This window comes from Lysobacter alkalisoli (assembly GCF_006547045.1).
GTDB lineage: Bacteria > Pseudomonadota > Gammaproteobacteria > Xanthomonadales > Xanthomonadaceae > Marilutibacter > Marilutibacter alkalisoli.
Window position 1 is genome coordinate 1103351 of sequence record NZ_CP041242.1, and the last position, 25197, is coordinate 1128547.

Sequence of the window (25197 nt, forward strand, 5' to 3'; positions counted from 1 at the left end):
CCGGCTTCGCGTTCCAGCGTAACCGCGCGATCCGACGTGGCCTGCCGGCCTTGACGGTGAAATCAAGGAGGAGGCCGCCGCCCGGGGGCGGCCGGGGGACATTCACCGTCAAGGCCGGCAGGTCGCGTCGGAACAGCCAGGTCGCGGCGATAACCGGCGATAGAGCGCAAGCGGCAGCGTCCACGCCTTCGCTGAAGGCGAACTCCCCCTCACTTGGGAGAAGAACCGGTTCTTTCGAAGCCAGGCGTCAGTCGAATGCCGCAGCGTAGCCGGTGTCGACGATCTTCTTCTGCAGCAGTTCGCAGACCTTGATGTTGCCGGCTACCAGCGCCCGCGGCTGGATCCCGCGCGCATCCATCGGGCCCGTCGTGCGTCCACGGAAGTCGCAGACCTTGCCGCCGGCTTCGCGCACCATCAGTGCACCGGCGGCGATATCCCAGGGCTTCACCCCGGCTTCGAAGTAGGCGTCGGCGCGGCCACAGGCAACGTAGGCCAGGTCGAGCGCGGCCGAGCCGGTACGGCGGATGTCCTCGGCTTCCAGCAGCAGGTTGTCGACCGTCTTCAACTGGGCACTGGCGCGGCTGCGTTCGCGCGGCGGGAAACCGGTGACGATCATCGCACCGCCCAGGTCCTTGCGGTCTGCAACGCGCACGCGCTTCTCGTTGAGTTGGGTGCCGCTGCCCTTGCTGGCGGTGAACAGGTCGTTGCGGATCGGGTCGAAGATCACCCCGTGGACCGGCTCGCCGTTCTCGACCAGGGCGATCGAGACGCAAAAATGCGGAAAGCCGCGCAGGTAGTTGCTGGTGCCGTCGAGCGGGTCGATGACCCAGGTGAAGCGACCGCCGCTGCCGCCCCCTTTGTTGAATCCGGTTTCCTCGCCAAGGAAGGCGTAGTCCGGGTGGGCGCGCTTGAGTTCGCGGATGACGACCTTCTCGGCTTCCTCATCGACCTCGCTGGCGTAGTCCTGGCGGTCCTTCTCGACCACGTTCAATGCGTCGAGGCGATGCATGTGACGGAGCAGGACGTTGCCCGCGGCACGGGCGGCCTTGACCATGAGGGTGACGGCGGGTTTCTGCATGGCGGTAGGGCCTCGGGCGAAGAGGATGGGACCGCGGGCAGGCGCGGGACCGGGACTGGGGAAGGTTAAAGAGCGATCCGGCAGGGGCACGTCTGGGCGTGGCCGGGGCGCGAAGTTTACCGTAGACCTCGAAGAACGGCCATCTGGGCCGTTTTCGGAACCGCCGCTCCGACGCATGCCCGGATCGGCCTTGCCACGAAGTTCTTTGAGGTTCCCTTACCATTGCCGCCCATGACGACCCGGACGCTTCCTGAATTGCATACCCCCGAATCGCTGGCCGGACGCCTGCGCATCGTGCTGGTCGGTACCCAGCACCCCGGCAACATCGGTTCCGCCGCCCGGGCGATGAAGACCATGGGCCTGCATCGGTTGGTGCTGGTGGCGCCGGAAAGGGCGCCGAACCATGAATCCGAGGCCCTGGCCGCCGGTGCCGACGACGTGCTGTCCGACGCTGTCACGTGCGCGACCCTGGCCGAGGCTGTCGCCGACTGCCGGCTGGTGCTGGGTTGTACCGCCCGCAGCCGGCGGATCGCCCTCGACGAGATGATGCCGCGCGATGCCGCGGCGCGGGCGGTCGCCAGCGCCATGGCCGGTGGCGAGGTCGCGCTGGTGTTCGGTCGCGAGCGCACCGGCCTCGACAACGAGGAGCTGCAGCTGTGCCATGCCGCCGTCCACATCCCGGCCAACCCCGACTACAGTTCCTTGAACCTGGCCGCAGCGGTGCAGGTGCTGGCGTACGAGCTGCGGCTGGCGCTGCTGGCGACCGGGGACGGCGGGGCCGCCACAGAGCGCATGGAACCGCCGGCGACCCATGCCGAACTGGAGGGCTTCTTCACTCAGCTCGGCGGGGTACTGGACATGATCGACTTCCACAAGGGGCGGGCGCCGGAGTCGGCCCTGCGCAAGTTCCGCCGGCTGTTCCTGCGTGCCGGTCTCGATGCCCGCGAGGTTCGCCTGCTGCGCGGGATGCTGGCCGACGTCGAACGCACCGCAAGACTGGCCGGGATGAATGGCTCGGAGACCGACAGCTGAGCGTAGGAACGGCATGGCTTTCCCGGCAATCGTCGCGAAAGTCGCCACTTCCTCGCCCGGCCGGCTTCGATTAGGCTGACCGGCAGGTTTCCGTCTGGTGCCATCGCTCTTGACCGTACGCCTTTTGTGGCTCGTGCTCCCGCTGATCGGCCTGATCTTTCCACAGGCGGGTGCGGCCACCGACATGCCTGAAGCCGGGGGCGAGGGCAGCGGCGTGCTGGTGCTGGGGCGTATCAGCGACGACCCTCGCTCGCATTACGAACAGCTCAAGCCGCTGCTCGACTACGTAGTGCCGCGGATGGCCGATGTCGGTATCCGCAAAGGCTGGATACTGATGGCCAAGGATCCGCAGCAGATGGCCAGCTACCTGCGCCGCGGCCGGGTCGACTGGATCACCGAGACCGCCGGCACCGGCATGGTGCTGCGTGAACGCGCCGGTGCGGTACCGCTGGTGCTGACCGAGCGCGATGGCAGCAGCCATTACCACAGTCTGTTCTTCGCCCGTGACGACAGTGGCCTGCGCTCGCTCGACGACATGCGCGGACATAGCGTGGCGTTCCAGCGCGCCTCGTCGACCAGTGCCTATTTCGTGCCCGCGGGAGAGCTTCTCGGCCGCGGGCTGCGGCTTGAAATGTTGCTGTCGCCGAACGACTCCGCCGGTGGCGATGCGGTCGGCTACCTGTTCGCTCGATCGGAGCTGAACATCGCAACCTGGGTGCACAAGGGACTGGTCGATGTCGGCGTGATGAGCAATCTGGACTGGGACAATCCGCGCCGGATGCCGCCCGCATTCAAGGACGACCTGATCGTGATCGGCAAGTCGTCGGACTTCCCCCGGGCGCTAGAACTGGTGAGGTCCGATCTGGATCCGCGGATACGCGATCGTCTGCACGAGGTGCTGGTCGAGGCCGCCTCGGATCCGGCCGCCGCCGATGCGTTGCAGCGTTTCTTCCGCACCACCCGGTTCCTTCCGGTCGACGCGGACTCCGCACGTGCGCTCGAACGGATCGGTGATGGCGTGCGGCGGGTGCGGACGGACGTTGAATGAAGCTTGCTGGCGGCCTGCAGGCGAGGTTCCTGCTGATCATCGCGCTGGCGCTGGCCGTGCTGCTGTTGCTGCTGAGCGTGCTGATGCAGCGCCAGGAGCGTACCCAGGAGGAGGTGATCGAGGTCACCCGCGATGCGATGACCGGCGTTGCCAGCGAAAGCCTGCGCCGCCACGGCGAAGGCATGGTGGCCCAGCTGCAGGTCGCGCTGACCAATCCGCTGTATTACTTCGACCTCGATGCGATCGGCGTATTGGCGGGTTCCGCACTCGACCAGGGCGATGCGCGTTACGTCCTGGTCTACGACACCGCCGGCAATGTCATCCATGACGGAAGCGAGGTGATCCCGAGCTACGGCAAGCGCATGGATGACGCATTCGCCGATGAGGTGATCGCCTCCGACTCGCTGCTGGTCCAGTTCAGTGAGGACTTGATGGACGTGTCGATGCCGATCCTGATTGGCGGCGAACGCCTCGGCGGGGTGAGGGTCGGCTTCGACCTGGCCATGACCCGCAGTTTCCAGGATCGCGCGGTCGATGAGATGCGCGACCGGCTCGATCGCCTCGGCAGTCGCCAGCTGTTCTGGGTCGGCGCCATGGCCGCAGGCGTGCTCCTGCTCGGCGGACTGACCCTGTACCTGTTGCAACGTTGGCTGATACAGCCGATACGCCAGCTGGCCGACGCCGCGCGCCAGATCGAGGCCGGGCGTTTCGGCGTGCACCCGCCCACCAGCCGTCGCCGCGACGAGGTCGGCGAGCTGATCCGCGCTTTCAGCCGGATGAGCGAGAGTCTGGCCCGGCACGATCGCGAGATTCGCCGGATGGCCTACACCGACGCCCTGACCGGTCTGGCCAACCGCCTGGCGTTCCGCGAGGCGCTCGACGAAAGGCTGTTGCGGATACGCGGTGGTGGCCGGCAACTGGCGTTGCTGTTCGCCGACATCGACGATTTCAAGCGCGTCAACGACACCCTTGGCCACGATGCCGGCGATGACGTGCTGGTGCAGTGCTCGACCCGCATCCGCGACGCCATTGCCCGCCATGCCGACGACGACGCGCTGCTGGCCCGGTTCGGTGGCGACGAGTTCGTGATCCTGGTGCACACGCCCAGGGACGGACAGGATGTGCGTACGCTGGCGATGGAACTGGCCGATGTGCTGGTGGCGGAACTGGGCAAGCCCCTCGAGGTGCAGGGCCGGCAGGTGTTCCTGGGCACCTCGATCGGCATCACCCTGTTCCCTGACGATGCCTCCACCGCCACCTCGCTGATGAAGAACGGCGACATCGCCATGTATCAGGCCAAGGTCGCCGGCAAGAACTGCCATCGCTTCTACAGCCGGGCGATGGACCTGGCGGTGGAGCGCCGGGTCAATCTGGAGCACGAACTGCGCGGTGCCTGGGAGCGTGGAGAACTGAGCCTGGTCTATCAGCCGGTCTACCGTCTTGCCGACCGCACCTTGGTCGGCGCCGAGGCGCTGCTGCGCTGGAATCACCCGGTCCACGGCCAGGTCGCGCCATCGGTGTTCATCGACGTGGCCGAGCAGAGCGGCCTGATCGAGACGCTCGGTCCGCGGGTGCTGCGCGCGGCCTGCCTGGAGGCGATGCACTGGCAGAAGCTGCAGCCGCGGGGCGCGCCGTTGTCGGTGGCGGTGAACGTGTCGTCGCGGCAGCTCCGTCACGGCGGCGAGCTGGCGCAGATAGTGGCCGACTGCCTGCGCGAGACCGGCCTGGAGCCTTCCCGCCTGCACCTAGAGCTGACCGAGACCGCGGTACTCGGCGACGAGGTCCACGCCAGCCAGATGCTGGCCCGCCTGCGCGAGACCGGGGTCAAGGTACTGCTGGACGACTTCGGTACCGGATTCTCCGGCCTGAGCCACCTGCGGCGGGTGCCGGTGGACGGGGTCAAGATCGACCGCAGCTTCATCGCCGACATTTTGCGCGACCCCGACGACCTTGCGTTGACCAGCGCGATCATCGCGATGGCGCGTTCGCTCGGCATCACCGTGATCGCCGAGGGGGTCGAGAAAGCCGGCCAGTACGCCCTGCTGCGCGAACGCGGCTGCGACCAGGCCCAAGGCTACTGGCTTGGGGCGCCGCTGCCAGCAGGCGAGTTTCGCGCGTTGCTGAGCGGGGTGCGGTGACGGCCCGATTGGAACCCGAACTCCGGGCCGCGGCCTGATCGCTGCCGGCATGGAGGGAGGCGGCTGGCCGGAGCCGGCCGTCATCCCGTCGCCTGGCCGAACCCCAGCATCTGCAGCCCGTCGGCGGCCATCGCCGCGAGGCTGCCGGACAGTATTCCGAACACCGCCACCGCGACGCCGCCGATGACCCAGGCGACGGCCATCAGGTAACCGTCGCGTTCGATCAGTGCCAGCGCGAACAGCAGCAACAGGGCGCCGAACAGGAGGTTGGTGAACGGGATTGGCAGCGACAGCAGCACTCCGAGCAGGATCAACAGCAGGCCGGTGACGATGCTGGCGAGGCGATGGTCGAGCAGGAACGAGGCGCGTGGGCGCACCACCTTTTCCAGTCGCGTCAGCCAGGGCGACAACCGGTTGCGAAAACGCACCATCGAATGGCGGGTCGGTCCACGACGGGAGATGAAGCCCGGCAGCCATGGTTTGCGCAGGCCGATCATCAGCTGCGCGCCAAGCAGCATCGCCAACGGCCCGCTGACCGCTCCGAAGCCCGGGATCGGGACGAAGGCGGGCAGGGTGGCGATGAACAGCAACATTCCGAACGAGCGTTTGCCCAGTCCGGCGAACACGTCGCCCAGGCGCAGGATGGTGTCCGGATCGCCGACCGCGAAGGCGTCGAGCAGGGCGCGGGTGCCGGCCTCGGACACCCGCTTCGGTGGCGGCAGACCTTCCAGTGGCGCGGGATCGGCGCGATCGTCGGGGTCAGATTCGGGGTCAGATGTCGTCATCGTCGTCCTTGTCGTGGCTGGAGAGCGGCTGCAACAACAGCTTGTCGATGCGTGGACCATCCAGGTCGACGACCTCGATCCGCCAGCGGTCCCAGTCCAGGTACTCGCCGATGTGGGGGATGCGGCCGAAGTGGCTGATCACCATGCCGGCGGCGGTGTGGAAGTCCGGCTCGTCCTCGATTGGCAGGCGCGTGCCGTCGACCAGTTCGCGCAGGTCGTCCAGCGACAGGCTGCCGTCGAGCAGCCAGCTGCCGTCGTCGCGCTGCACCACCGGGGCGTCGCCGGCCTCGGACTCGCTGCCCTGGATGCGCCCGATCACCGCGCCGAGCAGATCGTTGACCGTGACCAGGCCGGTGACGTCGCCGTACTCGTCGACCACCAGCGCCAGCGACTGTTGCTCTTCGCGGAAGATCTCCAGCAGCTTGAAGGCATGGGTGGACTCGGACACGAACAGCGCCTCGCGCAGGCGCTCGAACATCCGGGGCACGCCGGGGTGTTCGAGCGCGTCGAGCAGCGACTTGGCCTCGATGATCCCGAGCACCTCGCTGTCGTCGCCCTTGTAGACCGGGTAGCGCGAGAACGGGGTCTCGCGCATCGTCGCCAGATTGCGCTTGAAGGGGGCCTCGGCATCCAGCCAGACGATCCGCGGGCGTGGGGTCATCAGGCTCTCGGCAGTGCGGTCGCCGAGGCCGAGTACGCGATGGACCATCTTGCGTTCGTCGGCGTCGATCACCCCCTGCTCGTGACTCTCGCTGACCAGCAGGCGGATTTCCTCCTCGCTGATCGCCGAGCGGGCATCGTCGCGGATGCCGAACAGGCGCAGTACGCCACGATTGATCGCACCGAGCGTGGCCACCACCGGCCTGGCCAGCCGGGACAGGGCATTGAGCGGGATCGCGACCACGCTGGCGATCGCTTCGGGGTTGGTCAGCGCCAGCCGCTTGGGCACCAGTTCGCCGAGGATCACCGTACCGGCGGTGATCAGGCCGACCGCAGTGCCAATGCCGATCGGGCGCGCGTAGTCGGCCGCCGTTGGCCACACGCCCTGCAGCCAGCCGGCGATCAGCAGGCCGATGCCCTCGCCGCCGAACAGGCCGGTCAGGATGCCGATCAGGGTGATGCCGATCTGGACCGTGGACAGCAGGTTGTCCGGGTGCTCGGCCAGCGAAAGTGCGACCGCGGCGCCACGGCTGGTCCGGCCGGGTTCCTCGGACATCTGCTTCAGGCGCGATTTGCGCGAGGTCACCAGGGCCATCTCCGACATCGCGAAGAAGCCGTTGAGGGCGATCAGGGCGAGGACGATGCTCAGTTCAAGCATGTCGGATCCGGCATGCCGCCCCCACCGGAAGTTGTGTGGCCGGGCGCGGGCGCGAGGCGGTGGGGCTACTGAAAGGTTCCGGGTCGTCGTCCATTGCGGGAGAGCAGGCTCCGAGGGTGCGTCGCCGAATGGTAGCAGCACGATGGTTGCAGCACGGCCAGCGCTTGCGCCCCGGATGGCAGGGACGGGCCGGGACTGCGTGGTTGTCACGAAACAGTCATAATGCCGCCCGCGTCAGCGCCCGGCCCGGGTTCTCCGGCCGCGGCCTCCATCCAGCCGCAAGGCACCCGACCGCAAGGCATCCCGCGCATGTTCTCCCTGCAAACCATCTTCGGCCAAGGCAACCAGTTCTATACCCTGCTGGAGGAGGCCGCCGCCGCCGCCCACGACAGCGCCAAGGCCCTGCACGCGATGCTGAAGGAAGCCGACCGGCAGCCGGCGCTGGACGCTTTCAAGTTGGCCCGCCAGCGCGAGCGCGACGTCTCGATCCAGCTGAGCCAGGAACTGGTCGACAGTTTCATCATTCCGATCGAGCGGGAGGACATCGAATCGCTGGCCTCGGCCCTGCACAAGATCCCCAAGCAGATCGAAAAGTTCGCCGACCGTTATGCACTGGCGACCCAGCACCTGGAGCACATCGATTTCGCTCCGCGCGCGGCGATGCTGGAGCAGGCCGCGGAGGTGGTGGTGAAGATGGTCCGCCAGTTGCGCAACCTGAAACTGGAACCGATGAAGGCGCTCAGCGACGAGTTGCGCGCGCTGGAGAACGATGCCGACCGGCTGATGCTGGAGCTGTACCGCGACATTTATTCGGGCAAGCTCGACCACATGCAGATGTTCCTGCTCAAGGAGTTCTTCGAGATCCTGGAAAAGGCCATCGACCGTTGCCGCGAAGCCGGGGTCGTGGCCTACCAGATCGTGCTGAAGAATTCGTAAGGCGCCGGCGCGATGTTGACGCTTGTACTGATTGTCGTCCTGGCCGCGCTCATCTTCGAGTACATCAACGGCTTCCACGACACCGCCAACTCGATCGCGACCGTGGTCGCGACCAAGGTGCTGTCGCCGATGCAGGCGGTCGGCCTGGCGGCCGGCATGAACCTGCTCGGCGCGCTGGCCGGCACTGCAGTGGCCAAGACCATCGCCTCGGGCCTGATCGACGTTGGCGTGGTCGAGGTCGGCTCGCAGATGATCCTGTGCGCGCTGCTCGGCGGCATCATCTGGAACCTGATCACCTGGTGGCTGGGCCTGCCGTCGTCGTCCTCGCACGCGCTGATCGGCGGCCTGTGTGGCGCGGCGCTGGCGGCGGCGTCGAACAATTTCGAGGCGATCATCTGGTCGCAGCCGGCCGAGCCGCTCTACAGGAGCGCCGGCGTGCTGTGGAAGGTGATCGTGCCGATGGTCAGCTCGCCGGTACTGGGCTTCGCAGCCGGCTTCATGGTCATGGGCGTGCTGTTCTTCATCATTTCGATGATGGCGCACAGTGGCGGCCGGCTGGCGCGGATCGCACGACCGCGCTGGGTCAACAGCCTCTTCGGCAAGGCACAGCTGGTCAGTGCCGCCGGCATGGGCTTCGCGCACGGCCTCAACGATGCGCAGAAGGTCATGGGCATCATCGCCCTGACCCTGTTCAGCGCGCAGGCTGCCGGCACCCTGGACGACCTGCCGCGCTGGCTGGGCTTCCTGCACCCCTCCGAGAACGCGATGGCCAACCAGGACATCGACCTGTGGATCAAGGTCACCTGTGCGATCGTGATGGCGGCCGGCACTGCGGCCGGCGGCTGGCGAATCATCAAGACCCTGGGCCACAAGCTGGTCAAGCTGCACCCGATCCACGGCTTTGCCGCCGAGACCAGTGCCGCATCGGTGATCATGGGCGCGTCCGTGCTCGGCATCCCTGTCTCGACCACCCACAACATCTCCTCGGCGATCATGGGTGTGGGCACCGCCAAGCGCCTGAATGCGATCAAATGGACGGTGGTCGAGAAGATGATCTGGGCGTGGATCCTGACCATCCCCGCCTCGGGCGGTATCGCCTACCTGAGCTTCATGGGCATGCGTTCGCTGGGGTGGGTGTAAATCAATACAGGTCCCCGCCTGCCGACAGCATCCGCTCCATGCGGTCGCCGACGCCGCCGATCTCCAGGATCAGGCGGTCGACCTCGGCCGGGTCCAGGCCTTCGTAGGGGCGGTTCTCGCACAGCTGCAGGTGCGGCACGCCGTCGAGGTCGCCGATCGCCAGGTAGCCGACCCGGCTTTGCCAGTTGAAGACCAGCGCACGCTTCATGTCCAGGGTGGTGATCGGCGCCACCGCGGTGCTGACCCGCAGGAAGGGGCGGCCATCGTCGTCGTCGAGTTCGGACAGGAAGATCGCCTGGTGGCGCGTGCCGTGATCGAGCGAAAGCTCGATGCAGACCACGTCGATGTCGTGCTCGGTCATCTGGTAACCGGCTTTTCGGATGTGGCGGGTGATCGAGTCGAAATTGCGCACGGGACGGTTCCTGTCGTGGCCTGGACCGTATGCTACCGCGATGGGCGCCGATGACACCGTGATTCGCATCCTTGCCACGATCCGGGCCATCCCGCGGGGCGAGGTCGCCGGCTATGGCGAGGTCGCACGTCGCGCCGGCCTGCCCGGGCGGGCGCGCCTGGTGGCGCGGCTGCTCAGCCACAACGACGACCCGTCGCTGCCCTGGCACCGGGTGCTGCGCTCGGACGGACGGATTGCGTTGCCGGAGGGTTCGCCCGGCTTCCTGGAACAGTGCCAGCGGCTGCGCGCGGAAGGACTGCGGGTCGAGAACGGGCGGGTGATCGGCGCGAAGGCGCGGGCGACGTTCGACGAGCAGGTCTGGGGCCCGCCCGACTGAGACCGGAGATCCGGCAGGCAAAGTGAACCGCATTGCGCTCAATTGCAGCGGGAAGCCGGTGGCCATGGCTTTGCAGGACACGCAGTGAGTCCATCCGTGGAGGCATCGCGGAGGCGGCTTGCTCGCCTGCGCAATCCTGCGCCGACGGCGCGACCGGGTATGGACCGTTCCGCCATCCTGCGCCTGTGCGCCCTGACCGGCGGTAACATGTGCGCGTAAACAAGGAGTCGCGATGTTTTCCAACCTTCCCCCCGTCACCAAGGCGCTGCTGATCGCCAATGGACTGGTCTTCCTGCTTCAGGTGTTACTCGGCGATACGGGCTACCGGACGCTCGCGCCGTTCATGCTGTGGCCGCCGGGCAGCGACGGTGCGTTCGAGGTCGGTGGTTTCCTGCCCTGGCAGGTGCTCACCTACGGCTTCATGCATGGCGGCTGGATGCACCTGTTCGTCAACATGCTGGTGCTGCTGATGTTCGGTGCGCCGCTGGAGCACGTCTGGGGCCAGCGCCGTTTCCTCAACTACTACCTGGTCTGCGTCGTCGGTGCGGCGATATTCCAGATGGGCGTGGGCGTGTGGGCGATGTCGAACGGGGAGCCGCCGTATCCGACGGTTGGGGCGTCGGGCGGCGTATTCGGCCTGTTGCTGGCCTACGGCATGCTGTTCCCGCACCAGCGGGTGATGCTGCTGTTCCCGCCGATTCCGATGAAGGCGCGCACGCTGGTGATCGTCTATGGCGCGATCGCACTGCTGCTGGGCGTCAGTGGGCGGCAGCCGGGGGTGGCCCATTTCGCCCATCTTGGCGGCATGCTGTTCGGCTGGCTGATGATCCGCTACTGGCGCGGGCAACCGCCGTTCGGCGGAGGCCGCAAGCCCCCCGGGCCACGACGCATCCATTGATTGAATCCACGGCTTCCGGACAGGTTTGTACTCCATGAACGACAACGGCGCGGTTTCCCGCGCCGTTGTCGTTTCCGCTATCCGGTCCCCGTCAGGGCAGGACGGTGATGCGGTTGTCCGGCGTGTTGCGCATCACCGCGCCGACCCGGCAGCCGTAGGTCGCACCGAAGGCGTCGAGGTTGGCCAGCGGGCCGTTGGTGCGCCATTGCCCGGGGGCATGGACGCTGGTCGATGCCTGCTCGGTTGCCGCTTCGGCACTGAGCTGCTGCGCCCACAGCGAGGCCCAACCCTGGAAGAACGACTCCTTGGTCTGGCGGTTGGCGTTCGGCTGTGCGGCACTGAACGTGGCCCAGGCCAGCTCCATGCCGGTGAGATCGGCGATGTTCTTGTCCACGGTCTGCTGGCCGTTGACCTTCACGCCCTGCAGGGATGGGTAGGGCAGGGTGGAGTACTGTGCCGCGACCCGGTTGGCCAATGCCTGCCAGCCATTGGTCTCGTGGGCGGTCCACCAGTCGCGCACTTCCAGCTTGTCGTCGACCAGGCGTCCGCGGTTGTCGACGGCATGGCTCAGCTCGTGGCCGACCAGGGCGCCGAACGAGCCGTACAGCCAGGCGTCGTCCTTGCCGAGGTCGAACGCCGGCGGCTGCAGCATCGCGGCGGTGATGACCAGGCGGTTCTGGGCGATGTCGTAGGCCAGTGCCGGGGTCTGCGGCAGCATGCCCCAGCGGCGGTTGTCGGCAGTGCCGATGCGGCTCATCTCGGAGGCGTGGCGCCAGGTCGAGGCAATCAGCATGTTGCCGCCGAAGCTGCCGCGGCCCATCGGCTGCACGTTGTAGTCCAGTTCGCGGCTGGGGGTTCCGATCGCGACCTTGAGATTGTCGAGCTTGGCCAGCGCCACCGCCTTGGCCTGATCGCCGAAGCGCGGGTTGCGCTCGAGCGCCGAACGCATGGTCGCCTTGACCTGGGTGACGATGCCTTCGGCGCGGGCCCGGTTGTCGGCTCCGAGGTAGCGTGCGGCGTACTCGCGGCCGAGCATCGGACCGGCGGCGAGGTTGATCGCATCGAGCACCTGCTGTTCGCGCGGCGCCGGCGCGCTGCGGCCTTCAAGCACCCGGCCGCGGAAGTCGAAGCTGGCATCGCGGAAGGATTTCGTCAGGTATGGCGCCATCGCATCGCCGACCCGCCACTGCAGGTAGGTCTTCCACTGCGCCGGCTTCAGGCTGTCGACCAGTTTGTCGAGTTCGGCGAACAGTGCCGGGTTGGCGATCGAGACGGTGTCGTCGCTGACGCCCTGAACCTGCAGGAACTCGTTGAGCTTGAGGTTCCGGTATTGCCTGTCGAGCCCGTCCACGGTGACCGGAGCGTAATTGTTGCGCGGGTTGCGCAGGTCCTGCAGCGGACGCGAGGCACGGGCGATGCGGGTCTCCAGGTCGATGACCTGTTGTGCTTCGGCCTCGAGCTTGTTGGCCGGGGTGCCGGTCAGCGCCAGGATCTGCTCGACGTACTTGCCGTACTGCGTCCGCACGGTGCGGGTGTCTTCATCGTCGCGGCTGTACCAGGCCGGATCGACCAGACCGGTGCCGCCCTGGCTGAAGTAGCCGATATGGCGGTCGAGGTCGGACAGATCGACATCGGCACCGAAATTGAACACCACCGGGATGCCGACCTGGTGCAGGGCGGCGATCGCCGGAGCGATGTCCTTGCTGCGGCGGATGGCGTTGATGCGATCGAGCAGTGGCGCGATCGGTTTCGAACCGTCGCGCTCGACCGCGGCCTCGTCCAGGCCGCTGGCCCAGAAGTCGCCCAGCAGCTTCTGCACGTTGCCTTGCGGCGACTGCATCGCGGCCTGCAGCAGGTCGATCTGCTGCTGGCGGGCACGACCGCCAAGTTCGCCCATCGCCGAGACGCTGCCCTGTCCAGCGGCCAGCGGGTGTGTCTGCAGCCAGGTTGCGTTGGCATTGCCGTAGAAGTCCGCGCAGGCGACCGGGGGCTTGCCCTGGGCGCCGGCGGGTGCCGCCATGGCGGCGGCCAGGCACAGCGTCAGGGTGCAGATGAGGGGGCGGGCAGGAAAGAGTGAAGTGGAGCGTGGGAATGAAGCGCGCGGAGCGGACATATCAGGTTCCATGCTGATGATCGGCGGAGTGTAGCAAGCGCCCGTGGTGCGGCGGCAGCTTCCTCGCCACTGCAGCGTGCCCGCGGCCACGCAGGCAGGGTGACGGCGGTCGCGTAGACGGGGCCCACAACGGCGAAGGCCCGGCGATGCCGGGCCTTCGCGTGGTCGGTGTCGCGGACGAGGCGCCCGCGATACAGATTGCTGCCTACCAGATCACCACCTGGTCGTCGCCGCTGCGGACCATCGGCTGGCCGGGCCTGCACTCGAACGCGGCGGCAAAGGCCGGCAGGTTGGACGGCGCGCCGATCGCGCGGAAGTTGGCCGGCGCATGCGGATCGGTGGCCAGGCGCACCTTGAGCTCTTCCGGGGTGAAATTGCGGCGCCACACCGTGGCCCAGTTGGCGAAGAAGCGCTGGTCGCGGGTCATGCCGTCGATCATCGGATCCTCGCTGTCGCCGGCGGCGGCCTTCATCGCGTCGTAGGCCGTTGCCAGGCCGCCGAGGTCGGCGATGTTCTCGCCCAGAGTCAGCTTGCCGTCGACGTGCTGGTCGTCGGTCGCCTTGTAGCCATCGAACTGCTTGACCAACTGGTCGGTCAGGCCCTTGAACGAGTCGAAATCCTTCTGCGTCCACCAGCCCGGGTCCGGCACGAAATTGCCATCGGGCCCGAAGCGGCTGCCCTGGTCGTCGTAGCCGTGGGTCATCTCATGGCCGATCACCGCACCGATGCCGCCGTAGTTGAGCGGGTCGTCGGCTTCGAGGTCGAAGAACGGTGGCTGCAGGATCGCGGCCGGGAACACGATCTCGTTCTGCAGCGGGTTGTAGTAGGCGTTGACCGTCTGCGGGCTCATGCCCCATTCGGTCTTGTCGACCGGCTCGCCGACCTTGGAGAGTTCGTGCTTGTGGTTGAATTCGATTGCTGCCAGCACGTTGCCGATGTAGCTGTCACGGCTGGTTTCAAGGCCGCTCCAGTCGCGCCATTTGTCGGGATAGCCGATCTTCGGGGTGAAGCTCGCCCATTTCTCCATCGCCTTGGCCTTGGTCTCGTCGCCCATCCAGGCCAGGTTCTCGATACGGACCTTGAGCGCATCGCTCAGGTGGCCGACCAGTTCCTGCATGCGGCTCTTGGACTCGGGCGAGAACGCCACGTCCACGTACAGCTGGCCCAGCGCCTCGCCAGCGCCGCTTTCAATCGTGCCGAGTACGCGCTTGCCGCGCTCCTTCAGTTCTTTCTGGCCACGCAGGGTCTTGTTGTAGAAGTTGAAGTTCTCCTCGACGAAGGCGTCGGAGAGGTAGGGCGAGGCACCGTCCACGGCATGGAAGCGCAGATAGCTGCGCCACTGGCCGGCCGGCACGTCGGCCAGCATCCGGCTGATCTCCTCATGGAACGCCGGCACCGCCAGCGAGAACATCTCCGGCGCCTGCAGGCCCTGCGACTCGAAGAAGCGGGTCCACGGGAAGTTCGGCGCCAGCTTGTCGGCGTCGGCCGGCGACACCGGGTTGTAGTACAGCGAGACGTCGCGCGACATCTCCTTCTGCGACTTGGACACCTTGGCCAGGCGCTTTTCGAACGCGACCACGTCGGCGGCCTGTTCTGCTGCGTCATCGGCCGGCACGCCTGACAGTTCGAGCACCTTGGCGACGTGGGCCTGGTAGGCCTCCAGCTTGTCGGCCTTGTCGGCGTCCTCGTAGTAGGTCTTGTCGGGCAGGCCCAGGCCACCCTGGAAGGCGTAGGCGATGTTCATCGACGAGTTCTTGAAGTCGGCCTCGGGTCCGAAGCCGAACACGTAGAACTGGCCCTTGGCGGCGCTGTCGCGCAGGAAGCCGGCGATCGCCTCCTGGCCGTCCAGCGCGTCGATCTCGGCCAGTACGCCCTGGATCGGCTCGATCCCCTGCGCGTTGATCTTGTCCGCGTCCATGCCGGTGGCCCAGAAGTCGCCGACGATCTTCTTCACCCCGGTGGCGTCGGTGTCGGCCGCGGCCTGTTCAGCGATCTGGCGCTGCACCGCCAGCGAGCGCTCGGCCAGCATCTCGAACGCGCCCCAGGAGGTGCGGTCGCCCGGAATTTCATTGGCGGCCAGCCACTGACCGTTGACGTAGCCGCCGAAGTCGGTGCAGGCGTCCTTGCTGCTGTCCAGGTCGCTGGCGAGGAAGCGGTTGACCGGCGGCAGGGTGCTTTCGTCGAGGGTGATCCCGCCCGTGCCGGCGCTGGAGGCGGTATCGGCAGGCGCCGGCGACTGGCCACAGGCCGAGACGGCAGCGGCAATGGCGAGCGACAGCAGCACGGCACGTGGTTTCAATGCATGGGGTTTCTGGGTGGTCACGGTGGACTCCGGACTGACAGTAGGGTGGGACAAGGATCGCACCTTAGCCTTGGGCTGGCGCGTTCCGGGGGTGTCGAAGGTCATGAGCGATCCGCCGCAGACGTCCGCTGTGCCGCGCGGAAGCTCCGGGGAATCGCGCAGGGACCATGAACAGGCCCTCAGACCTCCAGCGTGTCGCCGGGGCGGGCGAGGTGGGCGCACACGCCGAACCGCTCGCCGATCTCGCCGGCCAGGGCTTCGCGCGCGCGATCCTCGCCATGTACCAGGGCCAGCGGGGGATGCCCTTCGATGTGGCCGTACCAGTCGATCAGGCCCTGCTGGCCGGCATGCGCGGACAACCCGCCGACGGTATGGATCTGGGCACCGACCCGGTGGTCGCGGCCGTGGATGCGCACCCACGGCGCGCGCTCCACCAGGCGGCGGCCGAGCGTGCCGGCGGCCTGGTAGCCGACGAACATCACGTGCGCTTCGCGCCGGCCGAGGTTGTGCTTGAGGTGATGGACGATGCGGCCGGCATTGGCCATGCCGCTGCCGGCAATCACTATCGCGCCGGACTGGATCCGGTTGATCGCCATCGATTCCTCGGTGGTGGCGGTGTAATGCAGGTTGGGCAGCTGGAACGGACTGATGCGGGACGCCCAGGTTTCGCGTGCATGGGCGTCGAACAGGGACTGGTGCCGCTGGTACACCGCCGAAACCCGCGCCGCCATCGGACTGTCGAGAAAGATCCGCCAGCGCTCGAGCTTCCATTCGTCCCAATGACGCGCGAACCAGTACAGCAGTTCCTGGGTGCGGCCGACCGCGAACGCCGGAATCATCACGTTGCCGCGGGCGCGCCATGCCGACTCCAGGACGTCGCCGATCTCGTTGACGGTCGCGGCCCGCTCGCGGTGGTCGCGGTCGCCATAGGTCGATTCCATCAGCACCAGATCGGCGCGGGCGATCGTGGCCGGGTCGCGCAGGATCGGCGCGCCCCTGGGACCGAGGTCGCCCGAGAACACCAGCGTCCTGCCTTCGGCCTGCAGCTCCAGCACGCAGGAGCCGAGGATGTGGCCGGCCTCGCGCAGGGTCAGGGTCACGCCCGGCAGCACCTCGGTGGTGGCGTCATAGTCGAGCGGGCGCAACAGGGCGAGTGTGGCGTTCACGTCCTGCTGTGTGTACACAGGGACCGCCTCGGGCTCGCCGCGGCGGCGCTTGCGGTTGAAACGCGCGGCTTCGCTTTCGGCGATGCCCGCGGCGTCCAGCAGCATGATCGGCAGCAGGTCCGCAGTCGCCGCCTGGGCGAATATCGGACCGCGGAAGCCGCGCTTGACCAGCAGCGGCACCCGGCCGATGTGGTCGATATGAGCATGGCTCAGCAGCAGCGCATCGAGGCCGGCGGGGTCGAACGGAAACGGGTCCGTATTGCGGCGCTCGGCCTCGGGGCTGCCCTGGATCATGCCGCAGTCGAGCAGCAGCCGATGCCCGGCGGCGAGTACCTCGTGCATCGAACCGGTCACCTCACCCGCGGCGCCGTGGAAACGTACCTGCATGACCGTCCTCCTGTGTGAACGGCACGGTAGCAGGTCGGCCACGATGCTGGCGCCGCGGCGGGCATTCGCGTAGAGTGCGCCGCGTCCAGCGCACGGCTGCCTCCCGCAAGGGTACGTTTCCCAGGCAAGTCCGCGATGCCAGTCCCGGCCATGGCCGGGGCCCCGCAAGGGCCGGCATCGCACCTTCTCCGCACGTCTTTCGTCGCGCCGACACGGCCCGGAACATCCGGTGCCGTCAATAAGAACTACTCGCAGCGCGGCTTCAGGGAAGGCTCCGGGTAACCTCGCATGTATCCATGCGGGGGCTACGATTTTGGAGCTCAGAATGTCTTTTGAATCCCTCGGGCTTGCGCCCGCGTTGCTGCGCGCGCTTTCCGAACAGGGTTACACCACGCCGACGCCGATCCAGGCCGAAGCCATCCCGCTCGTCCTTGCCGGCCACGACCTGCTGGGCGGTGCCCAGACCGGTACCGGCAAGACCGCGGCGTTCAGCCTGCCGATCCTCAACAAACTGTCCAAGCAGACCCCGGTACGTGGACCGCGCAAGCCGCGCGTGCTGGTGCTGGTGCCGACCCGCGAACTGGCGGTGCAGGTCAACGACAACATCCGCGGCTATGCCCGCCACCTGCATGTTTCCACCTGCACCATCTTCGGCGGTGCCGGCATGGGCCCGCAGGTCGATGCGCTGCGTCGTGGCGTCGATGTGCTGGTGGCCACCCCGGGCCGCCTGATCGACCACATGGAGCGCGGCAGCGTCCGCCTCGATGCGATCGAAGTGCTGGTCATGGACGAGGCCGACCGCATGCTCGACATGGGTTTTCTGCCGGCGATCAAGCGCGTCCTCGCCAAGCTGCCCAGGCAGCGCCAGACGCTGCTGTTCTCGGCGACCTTCGAGGCCCAGCTCAAGGCGCTGGCGCTGGAGTTCATGCACGAACCCAAGCAGGTGCAGGTGACGGCCAACAACACCATCGCCGAGACCATCGCACACCGCGCGCATCCGGTCGACGCGGAGCGCAAGCGCGACCTGCTGATCGATATCCTGACCAAGCGCCATACCGACCAGGTGCTCGTGTTCGGCCGCACCAAGCACGGCTGCAACCGCCTCGCCGAGCAGCTCGACAAGGCCGGTCTGAAGGCGGTCGCCATCCACGGCAACAAGAGCCAGGCCCAGCGGCAGAAAGCGCTCAACGCGTTCAAGGCGGCCAAGGCGCGGGTGCTGGTGGCCACGGATGTGGCAGCGCGCGGGCTCGACATCCCGGACCTGCCGCTGGTCATCAATTTCGACCTGCCGATGGTCGCCGAGGATTACGTGCACCGGATCGGCCGCACTGGCCGCAACGGTGCCTCCGGCGAGGCGCTGTCGCTGGTTTCGCACGACGAGGGTGGCCTGCTGCGGCAGATCCAGCGCGTGCTGAAGAAGGACGTCGAACTGGTCGAGGTCGAGGGCTATGCGCCGGCCCGCCCGCTGCGTCTGGACGTGGCATTGCCCAACCCGCGTGCCAATCGGGGCGGTGCCCGCAAGCCCGGCCAGCGTCCGCACGGCAAGCCGGCTGCGCGCCCCGCCCACGCCGGCCCCAGGCAGGGCCGCGGCGCTCGCGGTGGCAACGGCCGCCGGCAGGGCGGCAGCGCTACCCCTCGCTGACGACGACGGACATCACCGGAGCCTGTCCCGGCCTCCTCCCGGGTTGCGCGGAGGTCGGGTCGGCTCCCGGGGATATTCCTCCAGCACGTAGCCATTGCGCCCGTTCTGCTTGGCGCGATACAGCGCCGCGTCGGCTTGCTCGAACACCATTCCGGACAACGTCTGCAGGTCCGGGACGCAGGTGCAGATGCCGATGCTCAAAGAGGCGGGCACGGCCTGGGCGCGCAGGTCGGCGAGGATGTCCTTCGCCACCTGTTCCGCGCCCCGCGCCGGCGTGGCGGACAGCAACAGCACGAACTCATCGCCGCCGTAGCGTGCCGCAAGGTCGCCTGCGCGCCGTCCGTGTTGCCTGATGGTCCGGGCCACCTGTGCCAGCAGCCGGTCGCCGGCCAGGTGGCCTTCGGTATCGTTGAACTGCTTGAAGTGGTCGACGTCGATGAGCAGCAGCGAGAGCGGCGACTGCGAACGCTGGGCGATCGCGAGCCGGCGTTCGAACGTCTCGTCGAAGCGGCGGCGATTGGCGAGCCGGGTCAGGGTGTCGATATGGGCCTGACGACGCCAGTGCATCAGGTGGCGCCCCATCCAGGCCATGTAGCCCAGCCCGATGGTCATGACAGCGGCCATCGGCGCGAACCAGGCGTGGCCCAGGCGCAGCATCATCACCGACGCGATCACCGCGGCTCCAATTCCACCGAGTACGGCCAACAACGGGCGTAACACCCCCGCCGACAGCACGAACGCCATGGAAAGAAACACCAGCAGGCCGGTGATGCCGGCCTGAGGCAGTTCGGCCAGCGGGACGATCGCGCGATGCTGCAGCAGCATCGCGACCACGTTGGCCTGGTATTCCACGCCGGACATGGGAATCCCCGACATCGGCGTGCGGATGCCCGGCGCCAGTCCGGTCGCGGTGACGCCGACCACGACCCATTTGCCGCGCAGCGCCTCTGCCGGCAGCCGCTGCTCGAGCACGTCCAGGAACGGAATCTCGGCGAAGCTGCCGGGCGGGCCGGCGTAGCGGATGCGGACGTGATGGTCGCGGACCCACTGGTAGGGTGAAGTGTGCAGATTGTCGGGCAGGCGTTGCCCCGGCACTTCAGCGGGAGTCGTTTCCGGCTCGAGCTGGAGCAGGGCCAGGCCCAGTGCCGGCCAACGCGCCTCGCCAAGGCCGGCATACAGGTACAGGTCGCGGGCCGTGCCGGACTCGTCGAGTTCCACGTCAGTATGGCCGAGTGCGGCGACACGGCCGGCAATGGCCGGGTTGGGCAGCACCTCCACCAGCGGTCCGCTCTGGTGCTGCATGGCCTGTGTCACCGGCAGTACGACCCGCTCGTTCCGGTGCATCGCTTCGGCCAGCAACGTATCGTGCACGGGGTCGCTGCGATCGGGCTCGGCCAGGATCAGGTCGAGCGCGGCGCCACGGACCCCGGCTTCGGCCAGCCGATCGAGCAGCGTGGCATGCACGTTGCGTGGCCACGGCCACTGGCCGATCTCGCGCAGGCTGGTGTCGTCGATGGTCACCATGACCACTTCGCCATCGACCGGATAGCCCCAGCGCTTCAGATGCAGGTCGTAGAACAGGTCGTCGGCACGCCGGGTGGTCACGTCCATGCATAGCGCGACAGCAATGAAGGCCGCCATGGTGGCGACGATCAGGCGCCACAGCCAAGGCAGCCCGCTGCCCTTCATAGCGCCAGCAGCAGCAACACCGCCGTGGCGCCGGCGCCATAGCAGAGACGGCAGCTGAACCTGGCTTCCTGCGTCGGTCCGAACGGATTCTCGTAGCCATCGTCGTCGATCGCCTGGACGCGCAGGTACCAGCGGCCGCCGAGCGGGCGATCGAGTTCGAGCCTGGGTACGTCGACCACCTCGTCGACGACGATCTTGCCGAAGTCGGGCTTGCGCGCGATCTGGACGCGATAGCGCTGGCCTGGCTCGCCTTCTTCCCAGTTCAACACGACCTTGCCGCGGATCGCCTCGGTTTCGAGCCCGGGGTCGGGTGGCTCATCGCTGACCACGAAGGCCAGAGGGCTGCCGAATGCGCCCTGGCGGTCCTGTGCATCGCGCGAGGCCAGGCGCCAGTAGTAGCGGCCGGGCGGCAGGTCCGCATCCGGGCGCAGCTTCGTGCGTTTGACTGTGGTGTCGACCAGCGTTGAATCAAAGCCGGGTTCGGTGGCGATCTGGAACACCGCCGCGGTGGCACCCTCCGGGCGGGTCCACTCGAAACGCGGCCGTGCCTGGTGCACGGTCTCCTCGACACGGGGACGCAGCGTCAGCGGCGGCGGCGGGTCGGCGTTGATGACGAAGTCGCGGTTCGCATCGTGGCCCTGCAACCCTTGGTGATCTACCCCGCGCAGCAGCAACTGGTGCCGGCCTGGCGGCAGGTCGTCGATCCGCAGCCGGGTGTCGCCGGTCTCGGCCTCGAACAGCAGTTCGTCGGGTGCTTCTTCCTTCACCACCTCGACCTTGTAGCCGGTGGCGCCGTCCAAGGGCGACCAGGCGACGGTGACCGGCAGCGACTGCAGGCGAGTGCCGGCATCCTCGAGGACTGGCGCCGGCAGCAACTCAACCCGGGTGCCCGGTGTGGCGCCGGCGCCGGCCACGGTGCCGAAACCGGGCGACAGGAGCACCCCGGTACCGTTGCTGTCGACATGGACCGCACCCTGCAGCAGTTCGGTGGTGTCGGGGGTGGTCGCGTTGCCGGCACTGGTCCGGAAACGGGTGCCGCGGACGCTGGTCGTCGCGGACGGGGTATCGATGATGTGGCGCGAGGCCGGGCCCCTGGACGGAGTGACCTGGTTGGTGGTGCGCCCCTGCAAAAGTCGCAGCCGGGTGTCGACCATGCCGGTCCGGCCGTAGCGGCTGAGCTTGTCGAAGACCACCCGGCTGTTGGCCTGTACCAGCATCCGCGAGAGATCGGCGAATTCGATGGTGGTGCTGGCCCTGTCTCCGGTTTCCAGCCAGCCGCCCATGCCCAGCAGCATGCCGTGCTCGGCATCGCTGGCCGGATGGCGCGCGGAGGGCTGGGCGCGGACATCGCCGCGCACGGCGACCACCCGGGCCTTGGCGGGGTCGACCCGCAGCCACTGGACCGGGAACCTGAGCAGCGAACCGGGCGGGAGCCGATAGGGATCGTCGACCGAATTGTGCGCCTGCAGCTGTTCCCAGCCGATGTCGGAGCGCAGATAGCGCTCGCTCAGATCCCAGAGGTTGTCTCCTGGGCGAACGCGGTAGGTCCAATCCGCGGCCAAAGCCAGCAGCGGTAGCAGGCACAGGACGGCGGTGAGGATGGGACGGAACCAGGGAAGCCGGGAACGGGGACGACCAGGGCGGTTTGGGGCCGGCAGTGGCGTGCGATGCATTGGGTCTCCCTGTTCGAACGGTACGGACGGCCCGCCCTGGCCGTCGGCCACGCGATGCAGGGCGGATTATGCCGTGTCAGGACGCCGGTCACATAAAACAGAGGCCGGCCCAGGTGTTCCCGGGCCGGCCCTGGGGGATGCCGCTGCGGTTTGGTTCAGCTTTTCCGGCCGGCGATCCAGCGCTCGATCTTGGCTTCCAGCACGCCCAGCGGGACCGAGCCGTCCTTCAGCACCTCGGCGTGGAACTCGCGGATGTCGAAGTCGTCGCCGAGCGCCTTCTCGGCACGCGCGCGCAGTTCCTGGATCTTCAACTCGCCGATCTTGTAGGCCAGTGCCTGGCCCGGGATCGCCATGTAGCGTTCGGCCTCGGCGGTGGCCTGGGTCTCGGATTCGGCCGAGTTCTCCAGCATGTAGGCGATCACCTGTTCTCGGGTCCAGTCCTTGCTGTGCAGGCCGGTGTCGACGACCAGGCGGATCGCGCGCCACAGCTCGTTCTGCAGATAGCCGAAGTAGTTGTAGGGGTCGGTATAGACGCCCAGGTCCTTGCCGAGCGATTCGGCATACAGGCCCCAGCCCTCGCTGAAGGCGGTCTCGCCGCCGAAGCGGCGGAACTTCGGCAGGTCGGTCAGCTCCTGCTGCAGGGCGAGCTGGAAGTGGTGGCCCGGGATTGCTTCGTGCAGATAGAGGTCCTCGGCGTCCCAGGTCTTGCGGGTCGGCAAGTCGTAGGTGTTGACGTAGAAAATGCCGGGGCGGCTGCCGTCCTCGCTTGGGCGCATGTAGGAGCCGCCGGCCGCGGATTGGGCGCGGAACGGCTCGACCGGGCGGATCTCGAACGGCGCCTTCGGCGTCAGCGAGAACAGATCCGGGACCTTCTCGTTGATCTTGTCCTCGAGACCGCGGTAGTAGGCGAGCAGGGCGTCCTCGCTCTCGAAGGTGAACTGGGGGTCGTTCTGCATGAACTCGAAGAAGTCCTGCAACGTGCCTTCGAACCCGACCTCGGCCATCACTCCGCGGATCTCGCCGTGGATGCGTGCGACTTCGTCCAGGCCGATCTGGTGGATCCGCGCCGGGGTCAGGTCGGTGCTGGTGCGGTTGCGGGCGTTGAACGCGTACCAGGCTTCGCCGTCGGGCAGCTTGTCCATGCCGGCGCTGTCGCGGGTGTGCGGCAGGTACTCGCTGGCGATGTATTCGCGCAGTTCGCGGTAGGCCGGCATCAGGCTGTCGCCGATCAGGGCCTTGTAGTCTGCGGCCAGACGCTCGCGGTCGGCCTCGTCGAACGACTCGGGCATGGACTTGATCGGACCCCAGAACAGGGTGTCTTCCGGCGCGTCCTTGATCAGCGCATCGAGCTGCGGCAGCACCTTCTCCATCAACGCGCGCGGCTGCACCACGCCGTTCTCCACGCCGATCTTCATGTTGGCGATGGCCTGGTCGAACAGCACCGGCACCTGCGAGGCACGCTTGGCCCAGTCGTCGTAGTCCTTGACGGTCTTGAAGGGCTGCGCGCCAGTGCCCGAACCCAGCTGCACGATGGTGGAGGCGATGTTGTAGAACTGGTTGACCGGCTGCTGCCAGCCGGGGAACTGCTCGCCTTCCAGCTCGATGCGCGCCTTGCGCACGAAGATCTCGTAGCTGATCAGGTCCTGTCCCTGCAGGCCGTCCGGCCCGATGTCCTCAATGGCCTTGAGCCAGCGGGAGGTGAAGTCATGCGACTGCTGCCGGTATTCCTCCGACAGGAAGTTCGGCAGCCGGTCGTTGTAGCGCGGGTCGCCCTGGAACGTGGCCGAGAGCGGATTGAGCTCCAGCATTTCCTCCCAGTACTGCTCGTACAGCGCGTCCAGCCGTTCGGCCCTGGCTTCGGCATCGGCGGTTGTCGCGGCCTCGGTGGAGGTTACGCTCGTTCCATCGGAACTTGTCACATTGGAGCAGGCGGTCAGCCCCGGTATTGCGATGGCGAGGGCCAGCGCGGTGCAAAGTGGCAGGAGGGAGTGTCTGGAACGGGAGGTCGGGCGCATGAATTGGGCATGGGAGGCGGGCCAACCCGTAGGCTGGACCGCCTGGACGGCCCCGGCATGGGCCGGAGGTCATGCCGGAACGATCACTCGTCGGGATCGTGCTGTGTTTCGGGCAACACCAGCCGGGTCACGTAAAAATCGCTCGGCAGCCCGGTGCTGCGGGCGAAGAACAGCAGTTTCCGATCCCACAGGACGGTCGGGTGGAACTCGTCGGCGGCGGTGTTCACGCAGGGCCCGAGGTTACGGGCGGGGGTGAACTCGCCATTGCGCAGATGGCTGACGTACAGGTCGCCGAAGCCGTACCCGGGGTCCGGCAGTTCCGAGTCCGGGAAGTGGAGGCGGGTGAACAGCAGGGTGCGGCCATCCGGCGAAATCTCCGGGTTGAACTCCCAGCGTTCGTCGCTGTTGACGCCCGGACCGAGCGGTTCGGCCGGTGCATAGCGTCCATGCCCCAGGCGCCGGCTGCGATAGATGTTCCACTCGCCGCTGCGGTCGCTGGCGAAATACAGCGTGCCGGAACGGTCCACGCTGGCGTACAGCTCGTCGCCGTCGCTGTTGACCGCATCGCCGAGATGGACCGGCTCGCTCCAGCCGCGCGCGGTGCGGTGGACTTGCCACAGGTCCATCCTGGCGCGGGTGCCGTCCGGGAGCGGACGTTCGGACGAGAACACGAGCAGGCGCCCATCCGGCGACACATGCGGGTCCATGTCGCTGTGGATGCCGGAGAAGGGGGCGACTTCCGGTTCGCTCCAGCCCCACGGCCACCAGCGTGAAGTCAGGATCGTCGCCTGCTCCCGGGTGCCGGGCCACCAGCCCGTCGTGGTCGACCAGTAGGCCTGCAACCGGCTCGGGGTGAAGCTCAGGCGCCATTCCCAACGTTCGGTCGAGATCGTGCCTTCGGCGAACTTGTGCACGGGCGGGCATGGGCTTTCGCCTGACGGGTTGTTCCCTGCATGGGCCGACGTGATGGCGGCAGCCGCCATCAGTGCGGCGGCCAGCAGGGTGGGGGAGGTGCAGGTCGGCATGGCGCGATCTCCGTTGGGGTCGAC

The 25197-nt window shown here is 67.5% G+C and carries 18 protein-coding genes and 2 pseudogenes; 9 read left to right on the plus strand and 11 right to left on the minus strand.

Features of this window, described 5'->3' with window-relative positions; translation table 11 throughout:
- Window positions 1-247: 247 nt before the first annotated feature.
- Complete coding sequence (locus FKV23_RS04775) at window positions 248-1078, minus strand: inositol monophosphatase family protein (protein WP_141622820.1); 831 nt, start codon at window positions 1076-1078, stop codon at window positions 248-250.
- Window positions 1079-1309: 231 nt separating this feature from the next.
- On the opposite strand from FKV23_RS04775, the gene FKV23_RS04780 reads away from it, so the two are divergent.
- The 4 genes and pseudogenes from FKV23_RS04780 to FKV23_RS17770 all read left to right on the plus strand — a co-directional run.
- On the plus strand, window positions 1310-2110 hold the full coding sequence (locus FKV23_RS04780) for an RNA methyltransferase (protein WP_141622821.1): 801 nt from the start codon (window positions 1310-1312) through the stop codon (window positions 2108-2110).
- 109 nt (window positions 2111-2219) lie between these two features.
- Complete coding sequence (locus FKV23_RS04785) at window positions 2220-3158, plus strand: phosphate/phosphite/phosphonate ABC transporter substrate-binding protein (RefSeq protein WP_244244102.1); 939 nt, start codon at window positions 2220-2222, stop codon at window positions 3156-3158.
- Window positions 3159-3751: 593 nt separating this feature from the next.
- A pseudogene (locus FKV23_RS17765) lies at window positions 3752-4465 on the plus strand (diguanylate cyclase domain-containing protein); the annotation flags it as partial.
- Between the two features lie 75 nt (window positions 4466-4540).
- Window positions 4541-5296: pseudogene (locus FKV23_RS17770) on the plus strand (putative bifunctional diguanylate cyclase/phosphodiesterase); the annotation flags it as partial.
- 80 nt (window positions 5297-5376) lie between these two features.
- On the opposite strand, the gene FKV23_RS04795 reads toward FKV23_RS17770, so the two are convergent.
- Window positions 5377-6081: an exopolysaccharide biosynthesis protein gene (locus FKV23_RS04795; protein WP_141622823.1), complete on the minus strand. Its 705-nt coding sequence runs from the start codon at window positions 6079-6081 to the stop codon at window positions 5377-5379.
- Window positions 6068-7399: a hemolysin family protein gene (locus FKV23_RS04800; RefSeq protein ID WP_141622824.1), complete on the minus strand. Its 1332-nt coding sequence runs from the start codon at window positions 7397-7399 to the stop codon at window positions 6068-6070. The genes FKV23_RS04795 and FKV23_RS04800 overlap by 14 nt, the downstream gene beginning before the upstream one ends.
- A gap of 309 nt (window positions 7400-7708) precedes the next feature.
- On the opposite strand from FKV23_RS04800, the gene FKV23_RS04805 reads away from it, so the two are divergent.
- The gene (locus tag FKV23_RS04805) at window positions 7709-8335 is read left to right on the plus strand and encodes a DUF47 domain-containing protein (RefSeq protein WP_141622825.1); all 627 of its coding nucleotides are present in this window, start codon (window positions 7709-7711) and stop codon (window positions 8333-8335) included.
- A 12-nt stretch (window positions 8336-8347) separates the two neighbouring features.
- On the plus strand, window positions 8348-9475 hold the full coding sequence (locus FKV23_RS04810; RefSeq protein ID WP_141622826.1) for an inorganic phosphate transporter: 1128 nt from the start codon (window positions 8348-8350) through the stop codon (window positions 9473-9475).
- A 1-nt stretch (window position 9476) separates the two neighbouring features.
- On the opposite strand, the gene FKV23_RS04815 is transcribed toward FKV23_RS04810, so the two are convergent.
- Entirely contained in the window at window positions 9477-9887 is a 411-nt protein-coding gene (locus FKV23_RS04815) for a hypothetical protein (RefSeq protein ID WP_141622827.1), read from the minus strand.
- On the opposite strand from FKV23_RS04815, the gene FKV23_RS04820 reads away from it, so the two are divergent.
- Window positions 9856-10263, plus strand: coding sequence for an MGMT family protein (locus tag FKV23_RS04820; protein WP_167284975.1), 408 nt, complete (start codon window positions 9856-9858; stop codon window positions 10261-10263). The genes FKV23_RS04815 and FKV23_RS04820 overlap by 32 nt on opposite strands.
- A gap of 232 nt (window positions 10264-10495) precedes the next feature.
- Entirely contained in the window at window positions 10496-11161 is a 666-nt protein-coding gene (locus tag FKV23_RS04825; RefSeq protein ID WP_141622829.1) for a rhomboid family intramembrane serine protease, read from the plus strand.
- A gap of 91 nt (window positions 11162-11252) precedes the next feature.
- Here the strand turns inward: FKV23_RS04825 and FKV23_RS04830 are convergent, their stop codons facing one another.
- The 3 genes from FKV23_RS04830 to FKV23_RS04840 form a co-directional block, all read right to left on the minus strand.
- Window positions 11253-13274, minus strand: coding sequence for a M13 family metallopeptidase (locus FKV23_RS04830; RefSeq protein ID WP_407067646.1), 2022 nt, complete (start codon window positions 13272-13274; stop codon window positions 11253-11255).
- A gap of 205 nt (window positions 13275-13479) precedes the next feature.
- Window positions 13480-15558 (minus strand): M13 family metallopeptidase, encoded by a 2079-nt coding sequence (locus FKV23_RS04835; RefSeq protein ID WP_244244154.1) that lies wholly within the window; start codon window positions 15556-15558, stop codon window positions 13480-13482.
- Window positions 15559-15755: 197 nt separating this feature from the next.
- Complete coding sequence (locus FKV23_RS04840) at window positions 15756-17129, minus strand: MBL fold metallo-hydrolase RNA specificity domain-containing protein (RefSeq protein ID WP_141622832.1); 1374 nt, start codon at window positions 17127-17129, stop codon at window positions 15756-15758.
- A gap of 325 nt (window positions 17130-17454) precedes the next feature.
- On the opposite strand from FKV23_RS04840, the gene FKV23_RS04845 reads away from it, so the two are divergent.
- On the plus strand, window positions 17455-18771 hold the full coding sequence (locus FKV23_RS04845; RefSeq protein WP_141622833.1) for a DEAD/DEAH box helicase: 1317 nt from the start codon (window positions 17455-17457) through the stop codon (window positions 18769-18771).
- A 12-nt stretch (window positions 18772-18783) separates the two neighbouring features.
- Here FKV23_RS04845 and FKV23_RS04850 read toward each other — a convergent pair whose 3' ends face one another.
- From FKV23_RS04850 to FKV23_RS04865, 4 genes are all read right to left on the minus strand, one after another.
- A complete protein-coding gene (locus FKV23_RS04850) occupies window positions 18784-20460 on the minus strand; it encodes a CHASE2 domain-containing protein (protein ID WP_141622834.1) in 1677 nt (558 codons plus the stop codon).
- Window positions 20457-22022 (minus strand): FecR family protein, encoded by a 1566-nt coding sequence (locus tag FKV23_RS04855; protein WP_244244103.1) that lies wholly within the window; start codon window positions 22020-22022, stop codon window positions 20457-20459. Before FKV23_RS04855 ends, FKV23_RS04850 begins: the two co-directional genes overlap by 4 nt.
- A gap of 266 nt (window positions 22023-22288) precedes the next feature.
- A complete protein-coding gene (locus FKV23_RS04860) occupies window positions 22289-24148 on the minus strand; it encodes a DUF885 domain-containing protein (RefSeq protein WP_141622836.1) in 1860 nt (619 codons plus the stop codon).
- An 83-nt stretch (window positions 24149-24231) separates the two neighbouring features.
- Window positions 24232-25173 carry a TolB-like translocation protein gene (locus FKV23_RS04865; protein WP_167284978.1) on the minus strand — a complete coding sequence of 314 codons (942 nt, stop codon included), beginning with the start codon at window positions 25171-25173 and terminating at the stop codon, window positions 24232-24234.
- Between the last annotated feature and the right edge of the window lie 24 nt (window positions 25174-25197).

Coding starts and splice junctions, on each gene's coding strand:
- FKV23_RS04820 (WP_167284975.1), top strand. CDS start 9,856: ATGTGGCGGGTGATCGAGTCGAAATTGCGCACGGGACGGTTCCTGTCG.
- FKV23_RS04775 (WP_141622820.1), bottom strand. CDS start 1,078: ATGCAGAAACCCGCCGTCACCCTCATGGTCAAGGCCGCCCGTGCCGCG.
- FKV23_RS04795 (WP_141622823.1), bottom strand. CDS start 6,081: ATGACGACATCTGACCCCGAATCTGACCCCGACGATCGCGCCGATCCC.
- FKV23_RS04810 (WP_141622826.1), top strand. CDS start 8,348: ATGTTGACGCTTGTACTGATTGTCGTCCTGGCCGCGCTCATCTTCGAG.
- FKV23_RS04850 (WP_141622834.1), bottom strand. CDS start 20,460: ATGAAGGGCAGCGGGCTGCCTTGGCTGTGGCGCCTGATCGTCGCCACC.
- FKV23_RS04865 (WP_167284978.1), bottom strand. CDS start 25,173: ATGCCGACCTGCACCTCCCCCACCCTGCTGGCCGCCGCACTGATGGCG.
- FKV23_RS04860 (WP_141622836.1), bottom strand. CDS start 24,148: ATGCGCCCGACCTCCCGTTCCAGACACTCCCTCCTGCCACTTTGCACC.
- FKV23_RS04800 (WP_141622824.1), bottom strand. CDS start 7,399: ATGCTTGAACTGAGCATCGTCCTCGCCCTGATCGCCCTCAACGGCTTC.
- FKV23_RS04830 (WP_407067646.1), bottom strand. CDS start 13,274: ATGTCCGCTCCGCGCGCTTCATTCCCACGCTCCACTTCACTCTTTCCT.
- FKV23_RS04780 (WP_141622821.1), top strand. CDS start 1,310: ATGACGACCCGGACGCTTCCTGAATTGCATACCCCCGAATCGCTGGCC.
- FKV23_RS04840 (WP_141622832.1), bottom strand. CDS start 17,129: ATGCAGGTACGTTTCCACGGCGCCGCGGGTGAGGTGACCGGTTCGATG.
- FKV23_RS04825 (WP_141622829.1), top strand. CDS start 10,496: ATGTTTTCCAACCTTCCCCCCGTCACCAAGGCGCTGCTGATCGCCAAT.
- FKV23_RS04805 (WP_141622825.1), top strand. CDS start 7,709: ATGTTCTCCCTGCAAACCATCTTCGGCCAAGGCAACCAGTTCTATACC.
- FKV23_RS04845 (WP_141622833.1), top strand. CDS start 17,455: ATGTCTTTTGAATCCCTCGGGCTTGCGCCCGCGTTGCTGCGCGCGCTT.